Source organism: Vibrio sp. Isolate24, assembly GCF_022398215.1.
Lineage (GTDB): Bacteria > Pseudomonadota > Gammaproteobacteria > Enterobacterales > Vibrionaceae > Vibrio > Vibrio coralliilyticus_A.
Genome location: NZ_JAKEUU010000001.1, coordinates 466,328 through 479,999, shown reverse-complemented (window position 1 = coordinate 479,999; position 13,672 = coordinate 466,328). Strand labels below are relative to the sequence as shown.

Below are 13,672 nucleotides of genomic sequence, written 5' to 3'. Positions count from 1 at the left end.
TCTGCGCTAAGCAGACTTTATCTATTGAAAATTATTTAACAGGTTCTGGAAGTTAGTATCGATAATAAAATACGTCGCCGCATACATAATGGAGAACAATATCGCTGATACACCTAATGTCACTCTTGGAGGTATAACTCGCTTCAAAGGTTGCTTTAGGTATTTGGCTTTAAGATTCACCAAGGATACTTTTTCGTTTTCCGCTAGCCTTTCATCTTTAATGAGGCGATAAATTGTATTGGCGATATCAGCAAGTTTTTCCTGTCCTCTTTCTTCTCGGCCATACTTTCCTTGAAAGCCAAGCTGAATAAGAAGGTAAAGCAATTCGATGACGTATCGATAACGACGCGGATCTGCTTTCAAACGTTCGAGAATAGTAAAAAACTTATCACCACCTGAAGTTTCATTGTGAAACTCAGCCAGCAGACTATTTTGACTCCAGCTACTGTTTGATCCCCACTCTTGACGGCATACTGCTTCATCAATTGCAGCACATAAGCAATAGCGGATAACCAATATTGATGCACGATCGACTTCCATCTCATTTAGCTTACGTTCTCCCTTGCGTATTTCACGAGCAATCTGCTCCCGAAACGGCATAGGATCTTCGAGCCAAGGAATAGAAGACATACATGACAGGCTAGCAATTAACCAAGAAAACTGATCTACCAGCGGGTTGACACCCATTTTCTCGATATTCGGGTCTTTAACCGCGATATTTCTCGACAAGTCAGGCGCGGGCATCACCTCCATTGGCTTACCCGGCTCTGGCTGGAACAATACAACGGTTACATCGTTATCTATGTAACTCATGCTCTAACTGCCCATAGCTGTAGCGATAGATTAGCGAAGTCTCCAGAAACATGTACTGCAATCGCCGATGCACTTTCTAATGCGGCCCATTCTTCACTTGCTCTGTCGAGCTCAAAATAGGTATAACCTGCATGATATGGGAGCGCTCTCGGCACAACTGGCATTGGCTTAATACCGATACCAGGAAGCTGTAAGTTAATGAGATCACGAATATTATCGATAGACCCAATCTTGGTCTGACTAACAAATTGAGTATGAAGCACATCAAGGGTGACGTCTGCTTTCACAGCCAAGATAAAGGTTGCGGTTTCAACCACTTTCTTATCAGGGATCACCGCTGTACGAATACCGAAGTTCTGCTCTTGCAGCGTTAATGGTATTGCACGTTGCTCGGACATTACACTTAATGTACGCTTCGCATTCTCCAACGTACGCGATAGACAACTCGTTAAATCACCGTGGTTATACTCTATGAATTCAGGCGGTCTACGAGAAGCAGAGCACAATGTTGAAAGCTCACCTTCCGCCTGAAGCAAGATACGGTACAGTGACTCAGGATGAACACCTTCAACACTTGAAAAATGCCAGAATAGAGGTTCATAACGGTTGAGCGCTTGTAACAGCATAAAATCAGAGACCGTCGATACACCTTGCTGGTCAACGGTACCGAGGCGTTCCACAATCGATTCCGCGCGGTGCTTTAACATCGAAGCAAATTCACTGGTGAACTTGCTGAGTACTTCTGATGCATTGATATCAATACAAGTTGGAATGTAACGATCATCCAGCACAACACTGCCATCTGGTTTTACTTCAGAGACTTTAAGAATCGGAATTGCAGTGTAGGCACTACGATCCTCATCTTCGTACATTAACCGAAACTTAAGTTGTCCGACCGCGATGTTAGCTGTGTCTTCACTTTCGTATACCGCGTCGACAGCATCCTGATGACGCACAATATAACGAGCACCGTCTTTGTCAGAACCAAACAACTCTTCTCGTTCAGAAGGCAGCGGACAACACAAATAAATCACTTTATCGGTAATTGACGGGTCAACTTCTTTGACGTCAGGCACCTCAGCCAAAAGGGGCAAATCAAACGGCGTCCGATCTTGAAGAACACCTGCCGCTCGGGTAACAGCGATCTTTCCTTGAGTCAGTAATTCTGTATTGATTTCGATACGATTCACACCCCAGTGTAGTGGTGTACTACTGGCAAACAGCATGGTGCTTAGTTTCGTCTGAGCACGATCAAATTGCTGAAAGTGTTGTGGTTTCATGAACATGCCATCTTGCCACACTACAGGATTATATAATGACATTTCGTTGTTCCTTAAAAGTAAGTTTGCTCAATTCCACGCGTAGAGTTGAACGACAACTCGCTTCCCTCTAGCTTAAGTTTTAAGAAGTATTCCGATTTTTCTTCAATTAACTCGACTTTTCGCCACGACGAGCCATTAATGTCACGAAAAGCCGCTGAAAACCCCAATGCTCTTGTCGCAGGATCAAGGACAAGCACTTCATGGATTTTTTCACCCGGCTTTAGCTGGTACTCATAACGTTTAATGTATTCATCACCAAGTGATGCCTTGTCATTCTCGAATAAGGCAAAGAAGTCCAAATTACGAAACAATACTGGAGAGGTTAATTCATGAATACGAAGAATGACTGGAGAAGGTTGCCCTCCATCACGCTGATTTAACTGAGGTGAAGCTTCAATGATCAACTCAATAGATGAGGTTTCCGGCGTAATGCCGCTCGACTCCTTGAACTGATCCCACATTGAGCAACCAGTTAAGGAGAAGAATAAGAAAAGGACGATAAGTTTACGCATATTTTTCTTTTAAGAGTCGATTATAATTTTCTTGAACGAGTTTTTTCGTGCCCACTCCGTGTACACCTTTTAAACTCTCCAAATAGTGCAATTTGTACGTATCCCACAATTTTTGTTTGGCCAGAAAACCTTTGTTCTCGCTCTTCTGCTCAAAGATTATTGGATCGTACTGGCTGATACTTTGTTGAACATAGCTATTAAGAGCTTGCTCATATAAAGACTTATGCTCGCTGATTTCATCCAACATTTGCTCTACAAGTTCGTTGGGTGACAACATACTTTGCTTGTTTAGATCCAACATTAAGCTGATCAAATCGGTGTCCGCGGGCGTATGAGATTGCTTCAATTCTTCAATTTCAACAAGCTCATGCTGCAGTTTTGTCATACACAAACGTAGGCAAATCCCCATCTGTTCGAACAGGCGAGGATCAGCATCAAGTAATTCATCATCAGTCACACCCAGACCTTTCTTGAACGAAGACAACAAATCGCTGTGTGAATGCTCAGGAGTCACCGCACCTTTTTGTCTATCATGCCCTTCAGAAGGTTGCGACTCAATTTTAGGTGCGACTTCTTCCCACTGCTCGCTCTGGACTTTTATTGCGCTTGGCACTGATGCGGTGGATTGCTGCTGCGCAGGTACTGAAGCAGTCGTGTTCTTGGATTGTGGGCGCGGCGTTACAGGTGGTATAGTGTTTTCCACTTGTTTAGGCTGAGCATCAACACCAGCCATCCAGTCTTCAGGAATCAGACTCGGTGCATCAAACTCTGAATAAACACTTAGGCTGTCATCGACCATTTGACGTGCTGATTCATTCGCCACAACAAACTGCTCAAGCTCTTCCTCCTCTGAACGAATAAGATGCTCTTCGCTTCTATCAAGTGAGAAATCCAAGTGTGTCATTGGGTCAGAGGCGTCTGACTCGTCCGATTTTGTCTCAAGGAAAATTTCTTCCAACGGCCCCTGTTGCTCAAGCTCTGCAGGCACTTCATCCAGATTAACGAGCGGATCCATTGTATCTCGGTCAGGGGTAATATCGAATGCAATATCCGCGGTATTAGTAGTACGTTCTACGCTGACTGATAATTCATACTGCCCTAATACAATACTATCCCCTTCATGGATTGGGATAGGTTGATTTTTAAGCAGTTTATTCCCATTGACAATGACTCCATTGGTGCTGACGTCACTAATATAATACGCATCACCATAAATACTCACTAAGCAGTGAGTACTGGAAATATAACGATTGTGGTCAACCAAAGGAACTGAACATCCTGGGTTGCGGCCAATAGAGCCACCACTTTCTGGTAACTCTACGAACTTTGCTCCCGTGTATTCTTCAGGATGCTTTGATATGACTATAACCAAGCGCTCTAACAAAGCTTTTATCCTCTAGAAAAGAAGTGACACTGTGAACTCAACACCACCAAGGCCATCGTTGTATACCGGTAGAATATACGATGCTTGCGGGATAATCTGGAGGTGTGCATCCGGGTTGCTGCCTAACTTGATCACAGTACCGATTGTCGCTACAGCCCCCGCTTCGAACTGATCAATATCTTCAAGCTGTGAACCATATTTAAATCCATCACTATCCACAACCCAACGATTCGAATACTGGCTATAACCAGCTGACAAACCTGCACCGATATAAGGTGTAAAAATAGACCAACTGCCTAGAGCATATTGGGGCACAATTCGTAACTCGTAGTTGGTTACTTCTTGATAGATACCGTTTGCAGGCGCATCAATAGATTCATTGATATAATTGAACCCTAACCACCATCTCCAGCGGTTGTTGTCTTCATCGATTGGTCGAGTGTGGACAAAACCATATCTCAACGCGTCAACTGTGCCGCTCGTTCCTTCTTTGTATTCGATGCTGTCAATGCTCAGCATATTGATGGAGCCACCATAGCGCTCCCCTTTCGCGTTAGCCACCGTTGACACAGTACATGCCAATGCGAGTAAGCCCAGTCGACTTAACTTGTTCATCCTTTTATCCTCAAAAGGTCTAAAGTCAAAAGATAAATTAAAGATTCAGCAAAATAGCAGGCTAACTAACAAATTCAATAGCGAAAAAAAATCCCCACACAATTATGTTCTTTCTCCTATCGTTAACTTCTTTTTTCCTATCAAAATGGACATTTCAACTATTGGTCAAAATTCAATCATCAGTCTCAATATTTAACTCGAAATGATGAGTAGAAAGGGTAAATCCGAAATTGCAATCATTTACCTGTATAATATGGACAATAAATAACCATACTGTAAATATGAAACACAATCACTATTTACTTTTTTCTCAATTAAACTTTAGTAGTAAACGATAGCGGTCACATTTAATGAACTTTAATTAGCTTTAAGCAATATCTTATCTACAAATTACTTTTCTCCTACGTAAAATCCTCCTCGTGATAATTAAGAATTACTAAATAAGACACAAAACACTTTTTATAATTAACGTCATTTGGGTAGGATTTAATGTACTTTTCAGACTTTGCTCGGCGGCCAGTGGACGAGCTCACTCCTTGCGGAGTAAACCCAAACAATCTCGAAGAGTTTGAGGAAATTAAACGGCAGATTAATAATATCAACAAGGTAACTGGACGAGTTTCATGGAAAAAAGTCCAACAACTATCTAAAGATATTCTTAAGAATAAAAGTAAAGATTTGCGTTGCGGTTGTTACTATGCCGTTGCATCTGCGCATAATGACGGTTTAAGTGGCTTTGTTGACGGGCTAAATTCAATCTTAGATTTATGCGTTGTCTACTGGTCATCATCGTTTCCTGAGGTGTCTAAAACCAGCGCGAGAATGGGCGCATTTGAGTGGTTAATAGAACATGCCGAAAGACGTGTTAAACAATTCAATATTGGTGTTGAAGATCGACCTATCCTTGAAGCGGGCCACAGAGTATGTTTACGAATCGAAGAAGAGCTAAGACTCCGCTACGGTCACAAGGCCCCCTCACTAGGTGTTATCCGCCGACTGTTTAGCCAATATATCGATGAGATCAAAGAACTCGAAGATAAGAAAGAAGCGCAAAGAAAAGCTCATGAGAGAAAGGAACCGACCCAAAGCGCCGCTAACACTTCCGTTCCAGGTGGTATTACTGTCAATGTCAAGCCGCCGATGACGGAAAAAGCCCCCCCAATACCAACAGAAGCAGAAAAAAGTCGCGCTACCGTTTGGACAATAGCACTCGTTGTTGGCTTATTTATATTTTCACTCAGCGCTTACTATTTGCACAAAGAACAGATGCTAAATAGCTACAAGCAACAGATTGCTTCAAACAATATCCCAACCCTCCTCCAAGTGACTGAAAGTTTGAGACTAGAGAATAAAGATACTCTCAATAAACTTAAAGAACCCTTAATTAGCACTGTCGATACTATTGTTTATGATTTAGATAAATCACCAGAAAAGATCGGTCAGTTATCAAGCTTAATTCAACTTACAGATAACCTCTCAGAGCTATATTCTGACTCCTCATCCGTTCAAGTACTTTCCACAGAGCTACAAAGAGTGAAGAATCAATTAGAAAAAGACTTCACTGATATCAGCTCTCGTTTTTCACGTGCGCGAACTGCAATCGCCAATTTGAAACTAGACTCAGGTGACACGAATACTAAGCTCGCTTACCAGTACAGTAATTCATTATTCCCGCTATTAGGGCGCATTGAGTATGCAGAAAAAACAAACAACACAGAAGAGCTGGATCGCTCACTCATTCTTATAAATGTTTATCTGCATAAGATCGCTCAATTAAAAGCAACCCAAGAAAATCAAACATCAAACCAAGTAGTGGCTGAATAACTATGCTAAAAAATATAATACGTCATCCGATATTCTTATCCACTTTACTTGCGCTAGTATTGGTAGGTGGTTTAACTGCAGTACACTTTTTATTCCCCGAAGTTGTTTCTAAAACAATTTTCTACATTTGTCTTGCAGTCATTGTCTTAGTCTTTTGTGTATATCAAATCACTCTTTTCGTTAAGAAGAGAAAACAAAGCCGTGACCAGCAACTCGAAACTGAAGAAGAAGCTCTAAGCTTAGTATTAAGACCACTGCTTATCAGCTCAAAGAAAAAGCCTATCTACTTGATGATAGGTAATAAAGCTGCGGGCAAAAAGCAATTCTTATTCAGTTCAAATGCCATTAAATCTATTGATACGTCTCGAACTACAAAAAACGACTTTTTCGAGTGGTATGAATCTGACGAAGCGATTTACCTCAAACCAGATCAACGCTTGGTATTTCAAGAGGTTTCAGCGGCAGACTCATTACTGTGGGATACCATGGTCTCCGAAGTTATTCGCAGCCGCCCACGTAAACCATTTGCGGGATGTTTGTTCTTTACTGACCTTGAGTTTTTAATCATTTCTGAAGAAGAACAAATTGATTACGCGCTTACCGCTCTGATAGAGCGCATCACTTCGATCTGTGACCGTACAAGCACTGCTTTGCCTGTTTATATGGTGGTATCTAAGCTCGATAAGTTGCAAGGCTTTAAAGAGTATGTTCAGCTCAGCCCACTAAAACACAATGTCGAGTACCTTTCTATTCCGCTGAAAGACTCCAAAGGCGTGTTAGTTGACTACTACCGTGACAGCTTTAGCAATTTAGTAAAAGTCATTGAGAAGAATGCTCTGGACTCTACTTCTCAATCTAACGATACCAAGGAAAAACAAGCGATTCTGTCGTTCCCTAAACAACTTGAAATATGTCAGAAAGAAGTTGAATACGTAGTACAAAGGCTAAGTGAAGTTAATCGTGGTGCCTACTTCCTTGATCTGCGCGAGTTGTTCTTCTCCTCATGCCTTCAAGGTGGACGCAAATATAACCTACTCGCAAAAAGTTGTAGCACATACTTCAACCTACCTATTATTGCATCCGAACACACTCAGCTATCTGAAACGCCCTATTTTACGCGCTTCCTGATTGAGTCTCAGATCCTTCCTGAGGCTGATTTTGCTGGCGAGAATAAGACTTACCTTAAGAGAATCCTGCGTCAGAGTCGCTTAGCTATGGTTGCCTCCATCGTATTTCTGGCAGGTGGCGCTTATCTACTCGGTACAACTCTTGATAGTAACCTTCGAGTGATTTACCAACTTCTTAGCATTGAAACGGATGCTCAGTCAGCGAACAGTACTCGCTTACTTGACGAGAAATTGGCCTACGCCATCACTCAAATTCAGCCCGTATATAATGCGTGGGTTGAAGGTAGCGAAGCATTAGATCAAGAGCTTGTTTCTCTTAATGTCAGCCGTTTAGAGCCAGCGACTAAAATGGCTTACCAAACCCTTCTGAATTCAATTCAGCAAGAGCTGGTACCTGTCATTGAACAAACTTATCGTGTCCAGCTGACTAAGTATCAAGATAAGCCAATTCAAGCACTTCCAATACTTAAGGGCTATCTGATGCTCAAAGAAAAGAGTAAACGCGATTTACCCTTTATGACCGCACAGACACAGTCAACTCTAAACAAGGTGATTGGTGACTCTGAACAGGTCAGTACAGCAATGAAGTACTTGAATGCCTATTTCAGAACAGATTTTGAGCCCGTCAATATTAATATGGACATCGTCCGTGCAACTCGCCGTAACCTATTAGCTGAATCCAATGTCGATTTGGTTTACGCTCAATTAATTAACCAAGCGAGCACTATTGACTTAGGCACTTTGAATCTTGAACGAGCTGTAGGCTTCGACTTCAACAATGTATTTAATGACCAAATAGATCAAGATCTTCTTGATATTAGCAAAGTTTACACCGCCACTGGCTTTAGCACTTTCTATCGCCCTCGTATCGATCTGATGTCAAAAGACGTGATCACAAATAACTGGGTATTGGGCCTGTCTAAAAATGTCACCCCAACGAAAGAAGAACACGAAGCATTTAAAGACCAAATTCGTAAAAAGTACACCGACGACTACATCAATTACTGGCGTAATGCGTTGAGTGAACTTAAGGTCAAGGAATATCATTCAATTGGAGAGCTAACGAACGCTATCGATCTAGTTTCAGGTCCATCTTCACCACTGACGACTGTATTGAAGCAAGTTTACTCAAATACGCACTTCTCTCCGGTTGGCGAAAAAGAGCTATTAGCTAATAAAGTGCCTAAAGCGGCAACTGAAGCAATTGATAAACTTACTGACTCTGCTGAAGAATTTGTACAACCTGACTACCTGCTAATGCAACGTGTCGAGCAAGCATTCTTCCAGTTGAATCAACTACAGATCAATGAAACGCCTAACTCTCCTACTCCATGGGATGAAATTGTCACTGCGCTGAGCAACCTGCGTACTTACATGAAAGACATTGCGGACTCTCCAGATCCACAAATGGCCTCTTTGCTAGCTGCACGCTCACGAATGAAAAGTTCAGAAGCTGATCCGATTGTTCGATTGAAGCAAATTGCCCAAAAATCGCCAGAGCCAGTACGCAGTTGGTTACTCGGAATGGTTCAGCAAAGCTGGTCAGTGATGATTGCCGAGTCAGCAAAAGGCGTTCAGACTCAATGGTATAGCGAGGTTTACACCAAATATCGTGAATTAGCATTGAACAAATATCCGTTTGATTTGAATGCTGAAGAGGAAATTGCACTTGAAGACTTTGAGCTGCTGTTCTCGACAGGTGGTATTATTGATACCTTCATTCAAAAAAACCTGGCGTCTTTCTACGACACTAACCTGTGGACACCAAAAAGGGTTGAAGGCGAAACTATGCCACTGACACCTGAACTTCTGGTGCAACTCAAAAACTACAATGTGATTCGTGATACCTTGATCAATAAAAGTACTAACCGTGTCTACATCCCATTTAGTACTAAGATTCTCGACTTAGACTCCAGCGCTATTCGAGCAACGGTTAAAGTCGCAGATTCTCAGATGAGCTACTACCACGGACCAAGTCGTATTAGGGAGCTGGAGTGGCCGCCTAAGAGTGGTGACTTCAACGTAAGTATTACAATTCAAGATGTAACTGATGAGGGCAAACAATACGTACTGAGCAAGAGTGGCCAGTGGGCGATTTACAGACTACTAGGCCAATCCACACTAACAAATCAACATGATGGTAGTTTTGTTAGTGATATCACTGTTTCAGGTCGCGACCTGAAGCTAAGAGTGAAGCCACTTTCGCAAAGGAACCCATTTACCTTGGCAGAGTTGTATAACTTCTCTCTACCAGAAACCATCAACCTATAAAAAAAGTAAACATATAAAAACAACGTAAGGCAGGATATATGATGTCAACTACTAACCTTCAGGGATTAGACAAACTCGATCGGAAAATTCTCTCTAACCTTTTGTCTAATGGCCGAGAGTCAATCGCGAACTTATCGCGAAATATTGGCTTGTCACGTACCGCAGTGGCTGAACGTATCAGTCGACTGGAGAAAACCGGTGTAATTAAAGGCTATACCGCACAGATCAGAGTTGAGCAAGAAGGCAGATCTGCAGCCAGTTACTTGCTAATCTCCTGTGAGAAAGGTAAGAAGAATAATGTCACGGAAGCTCTTAAAGAGCTTCCTGAAGTGAGGCTGACGAGTATTGTCGGTGGCACTTACGATATTATTGCTCTCATTGAGGCGCCAGATCTTCAGTCGATACATACCCTGTGTAATGAAATCGAGTCGTTTAACGGCATTCAGTCACTAAACAACACCGTGGTATTGCATCAACCTATCCGACGCTAATCTTTATAAAAGCTTGAGTAGGACACATTAAAACAAAACCCGCGAATATCGCGGGTTTTTATTGTTTTCGACCGTAACGGCTTACTTATAACTGACCAATTTGCTTAATTGAAGCATCTTTTTGCTCTGGCTGACCCAACCAAACTGTTTGCCCCAATAGATTACCTTCACCCCGCCCTAGCTCGTTTTTAGGAATCGTATCCAGTTTCACCTTCATAATCAGATCCCAAGCTAACGGATCTCTTAATATAAATTGCATTAAGCCAATAAGAGTTTTGTAGTTTCCTCTACCGGGTAAAAATGTTTGATAGGTTGAAAAGTCAATGTCTTCAATACGTAGATGGAATTTACCCACCAGGTCAGGAAGTGTTTTGCCCAGGTGCAAATCATGCCCTAAGACACAATTCATATGGTTCAATTTGTTGCGTTGCGACTGATGAATTGCCACACGTCGATATATCCACTCATCGACAGTCACATTCTGCAAGCTAAAGTAATGAGCCACAATACCAGATATCAACTTTGGTGAGCGAGTCCGGGTCGATAACTGACTAACGTATGAGAGCAGTTTGGCTCTATCCAGTTCACTGACTTCTGCCTCCTGCATTACGGAGGATAACCCTAACAGGTGCAACATCCTCCCTGAGAATGGGTCCTTAGCATCACTCAGGTACTGGATATGATAGCGATACTTCTTCCAAACACGGTACACCAATGAAATATGGCGATTATGGAAAAAGTCAAAAAACTGTTTAACTGGATTATCTTCATCATCACGTCCTGCCAACTTCTCCGTATAAGAAGAAGGCAAAGGAGAACTCGAGCCGTGAAGCCCGAGAAAAGTCACTTCTACGCGTGAGTAGGGATTGCCCTCCACTTCATAGTGCGAAACATAGTCAATGTCGCTTTTCGGGAAAGCTAAGCTCGGCGAAACACTAAAGCGAATATGCTCCTGCGCAATGTACTTATTTTGCCCGATCCCTTGATAGGTAAAGTCTGTTTGAAATTGGTAATACTTTTCTAGCAACGAAACTGCTTGAAAAAAACCAAACTCATGAGTTTCTTGTTCAATTTGATTAATCATAGAACCGTTTGCTGCCCAGCTAAGCTTGGCCAATGATAGTTTTCACCCGTTTTTTCGTCGAAGACTTCCAGCTCTGTAAACGAGTTTAAACTGGAATACAAACGAATGAACTCATTCAATACACTGACCAACAAGAACATATCACCTTCATTAACAAAGTAAGTAGAGTCGACCGTCAGAGTGAACTGAGTTCCTCGAATCGCCGTGCCTCGAAATACCCTGTCTGCTGGCTTCATTTCCGTTTTTTTGATTCCATCTAGTCGATGTATTGATGCACGATGGGCTTGACGGTCCACTCGGGAATGGAAGTCATACGTTGATAGAAGCACCTTAAGTACATCAATATTTGCTAATGAAAGGTAGTTTAGCGACATATTGGCAATCAATTGCCATTGCAACTCTCCGTTCACCTGTGGGCTCACCGATTGAGTTGGTTTGGTAATGTTTGTAAAGCTCGCATATGTCGGTGAATTGTGCGACGTATAAGTCACATCGCCGACAGACAAACGCTCTGCCAAATCGCCATTACTGCACGTCAACTTCATTAATACCGTTTCTGAGCCTAAATCTGCAATATCACTGTTATGGGTATGGAAAGAGATATAACGCTCCAAACCACGACCACTGACTCGCTCAGAGACTTTCGTCTTATAGAATTCTCTTTTGTCACGTTGATTGATCTGATGCTCAAACGATTCAAACTCGATAAGCTTCTTACGACTGCGTTCGTTTTTACTCCATGTCTCTACATTCTCAATCGAGTACACTTCATAATGCTCTTGGTTACTGCTTTGTGGTCGAACTTTATATTCACTTCGACGGTGTTCCAAACGGATAGGATCACCATCTTTATGGAATAGATTGACAGACGGCGTACAGTGCAAGCGTAAATGCTTATTCTTTAACACCACTTCAGAAGGTAACGCTCTCTTAAACACAAACGAGACTTTGACCGTTGAACGCTGAGGAATACCACTCAACCATTCTAAACCGGTCACATCAAAGAACATGAACTTCTCTGGTAAAGAAAAATATTCTTGAAGCAAACGATATCCAGCAAACGAGTTAGCGCCATAAGGAAGAATCGCTTCATCATCGCCAAAACCCACAGGCTTTATATTGCTTGCAGGCAATTTATGCTTGTAACCGCCTCCTACATCAAGCTCAATGTAATCGAGATAGCGAAACAACCATAAATATAAAGTACGCGTTATATGCACCTCACCATGCAAATAGAATCGCAGCGAGTCCATCTTCAATCTAGATAACTCTTGCCCATATTCTGCCGCAATGGTCACGTCAACATTAGAACTGGTACGGCTATTAGATTGCTCGACATTAGTAATACTGACCGGATATAGAGCAACATCGTAACAGGTACGAAATAGACATTGCGTCCCTTCAACCTGCTCACTGGCCATTTCAACACCTCGCTTCACGACTGTTTTTTCCGTCACTCCCCCAACATGCGGGGAGAGTTCAGAAATACACATCGACGGTACCGAACGCATATAATGAGGCCAAAGCAACGTCATTAAAGACTGAGTTAACTCCGGCAGTTCATCATCAATTTTTTCTCGAATACGTCCGGTTAGAAAGGCAAAACCTTCCAGCAAACGTTCGACATCTGGGTCGTAAACGCCTTCTCCCAGAAAGTTCGTTAACTTAGGGTGATATTTTGCAAACTCACTCCCTGCTTCACGGAGATAAGAAAGTTCATCCTGAAAATATTTACTGCTGCTCACGAAGATTTCTCCTGAGTTTACACGTTAAACTTACCGTCAACGCCCATGAACACATTGATAGACATTGGTACCTGACCACCGTTGTGGGAAACCTCACCAGTGATGCCGAAACTCAGCTGTAAGGGATTATGAAAGTCTTGCCTGTACGTCACTTCGACGTTGCCTAGTCGAGGCTCAAACTTATGAATAGTGGTGCGAATGTTCTGCTGAATATGACGCACAAGGTTTGACTGACTGGCTAGAACATCATTGAAGTCTGGAAGACCATAATCATTGTCTATCATTGCATTCCCGGCATGCGTATTAAGCAGATCCGCGAGATGAATGTGAATCGATTCGATAAGATGTTTATGAGATACAACTTTTTCGTAGCAGTTTTTGGGTTCACCCAATTCTATGCGTTCGAGTAAGCGATAACCTTTTTCCATACTGAATCCCAAAAAGAGCGGCCAGCAAAGCTGGCCGCTCGAAACTTAAATAAACA

11 protein-coding genes are annotated in these 13,672 nt (G+C 42.3%); 3 read left to right on the top strand and 8 right to left on the bottom strand.

The genetic code is table 11. The annotated features are described in order from the left end of the window. Positions 1 to 21 precede the first annotated feature (21 nt). The 5 genes from icmH to L1D23_RS02050 are packed head-to-tail and all read right to left on the bottom strand — an operon-like array spanning position 22 to position 4,646. On the bottom strand, positions 22 to 813 hold the full coding sequence (icmH, locus tag L1D23_RS02070) for a type IVB secretion system protein IcmH/DotU (protein WP_239835226.1): 792 nt from the start codon (positions 811 to 813) through the stop codon (positions 22 to 24). Further along, complete coding sequence (gene tssK, locus L1D23_RS02065) at positions 810 to 2,135, bottom strand: type VI secretion system baseplate subunit TssK (protein WP_239863956.1); 1,326 nt, start codon at positions 2,133 to 2,135, stop codon at positions 810 to 812. The genes icmH and tssK overlap by 4 nt, the downstream gene beginning before the upstream one ends. An 11-nt stretch (positions 2,136 to 2,146) precedes the next feature. Further along, positions 2,147 to 2,647 carry a type VI secretion system lipoprotein TssJ gene (gene tssJ, locus L1D23_RS02060; protein ID WP_239835228.1) on the bottom strand — a complete coding sequence of 167 codons (501 nt, stop codon included), beginning with the start codon at positions 2,645 to 2,647 and terminating at the stop codon, positions 2,147 to 2,149. Further along, complete coding sequence (gene tagH / locus L1D23_RS02055) at positions 2,640 to 4,031, bottom strand: type VI secretion system-associated FHA domain protein TagH (RefSeq protein WP_239863955.1); 1,392 nt, start codon at positions 4,029 to 4,031, stop codon at positions 2,640 to 2,642. The genes tssJ and tagH overlap by 8 nt, the downstream gene beginning before the upstream one ends. 12 nt (positions 4,032 to 4,043) lie before the next feature. After that, positions 4,044 to 4,646 (bottom strand): hypothetical protein, encoded by a 603-nt coding sequence (locus L1D23_RS02050; protein WP_239835230.1) that lies wholly within the window; start codon positions 4,644 to 4,646, stop codon positions 4,044 to 4,046. 489 nt (positions 4,647 to 5,135) lie between these two features. Here L1D23_RS02050 and L1D23_RS02045 point away from each other — a divergent pair, with 489 nt between their 5' ends. From L1D23_RS02045 to L1D23_RS02035, 3 genes are read left to right on the top strand one after another with little or no spacing between them, the layout of a single operon-like run. Further along, positions 5,136 to 6,470: a type VI secretion system ImpA family N-terminal domain-containing protein gene (locus L1D23_RS02045; protein ID WP_239863954.1), complete on the top strand. Its 1,335-nt coding sequence runs from the start codon at positions 5,136 to 5,138 to the stop codon at positions 6,468 to 6,470. A gap of 2 nt (positions 6,471 to 6,472) precedes the next feature. Continuing rightward, complete coding sequence (gene tssM, locus L1D23_RS02040) at positions 6,473 to 9,868, top strand: type VI secretion system membrane subunit TssM (protein WP_239863953.1); 3,396 nt, start codon at positions 6,473 to 6,475, stop codon at positions 9,866 to 9,868. A 38-nt stretch (positions 9,869 to 9,906) separates the two neighbouring features. After that, positions 9,907 to 10,359, top strand: a complete 453-nt coding sequence (locus L1D23_RS02035; RefSeq protein WP_239835233.1) for an Lrp/AsnC family transcriptional regulator — start codon at positions 9,907 to 9,909, stop codon at positions 10,357 to 10,359. Positions 10,360 to 10,444: 85 nt separating this feature from the next. On the opposite strand, the gene tssG is transcribed toward L1D23_RS02035, so the two are convergent. The 3 genes from tssG to tssE are packed head-to-tail and all read right to left on the bottom strand — an operon-like array spanning position 10,445 to position 13,616. After that, positions 10,445 to 11,443 carry a type VI secretion system baseplate subunit TssG gene (gene tssG / locus L1D23_RS02030; RefSeq protein WP_239835234.1) on the bottom strand — a complete coding sequence of 333 codons (999 nt, stop codon included), beginning with the start codon at positions 11,441 to 11,443 and terminating at the stop codon, positions 10,445 to 10,447. After that, positions 11,440 to 13,188, bottom strand: a complete 1,749-nt coding sequence (gene tssF / locus L1D23_RS02025; RefSeq protein ID WP_239863952.1) for a type VI secretion system baseplate subunit TssF — start codon at positions 13,186 to 13,188, stop codon at positions 11,440 to 11,442. The genes tssG and tssF overlap by 4 nt, the downstream gene beginning before the upstream one ends. Positions 13,189 to 13,205: 17 nt before the next feature. Next, complete coding sequence (tssE, locus tag L1D23_RS02020; protein WP_099608287.1) at positions 13,206 to 13,616, bottom strand: type VI secretion system baseplate subunit TssE; 411 nt, start codon at positions 13,614 to 13,616, stop codon at positions 13,206 to 13,208. Positions 13,617 to 13,672: the final 56 nt, after the last annotated feature.

What these genes read in the sequence shown, in the direction of transcription:
- tssG (WP_239835234.1), bottom strand. Translation starts at nt 11,443, where the DNA reads ATGATTAATCAAATTGAACAAGAAACTCATGAGTTTGGTTTTTTTCAA.
- L1D23_RS02035 (WP_239835233.1), top strand. Translation starts at nt 9,907, where the DNA reads ATGATGTCAACTACTAACCTTCAGGGATTAGACAAACTCGATCGGAAA.
- tssK (WP_239863956.1), bottom strand. Translation starts at nt 2,135, where the DNA reads ATGTCATTATATAATCCTGTAGTGTGGCAAGATGGCATGTTCATGAAA.
- L1D23_RS02045 (WP_239863954.1), top strand. Translation starts at nt 5,136, where the DNA reads ATGTACTTTTCAGACTTTGCTCGGCGGCCAGTGGACGAGCTCACTCCT.
- tssE (WP_099608287.1), bottom strand. Translation starts at nt 13,616, where the DNA reads ATGGAAAAAGGTTATCGCTTACTCGAACGCATAGAATTGGGTGAACCC.
- icmH (WP_239835226.1), bottom strand. Translation starts at nt 813, where the DNA reads ATGAGTTACATAGATAACGATGTAACCGTTGTATTGTTCCAGCCAGAG.
- tssJ (WP_239835228.1), bottom strand. Translation starts at nt 2,647, where the DNA reads ATGCGTAAACTTATCGTCCTTTTCTTATTCTTCTCCTTAACTGGTTGC.
- L1D23_RS02050 (WP_239835230.1), bottom strand. Translation starts at nt 4,646, where the DNA reads ATGAACAAGTTAAGTCGACTGGGCTTACTCGCATTGGCATGTACTGTG.
- tssM (WP_239863953.1), top strand. Translation starts at nt 6,473, where the DNA reads ATGCTAAAAAATATAATACGTCATCCGATATTCTTATCCACTTTACTT.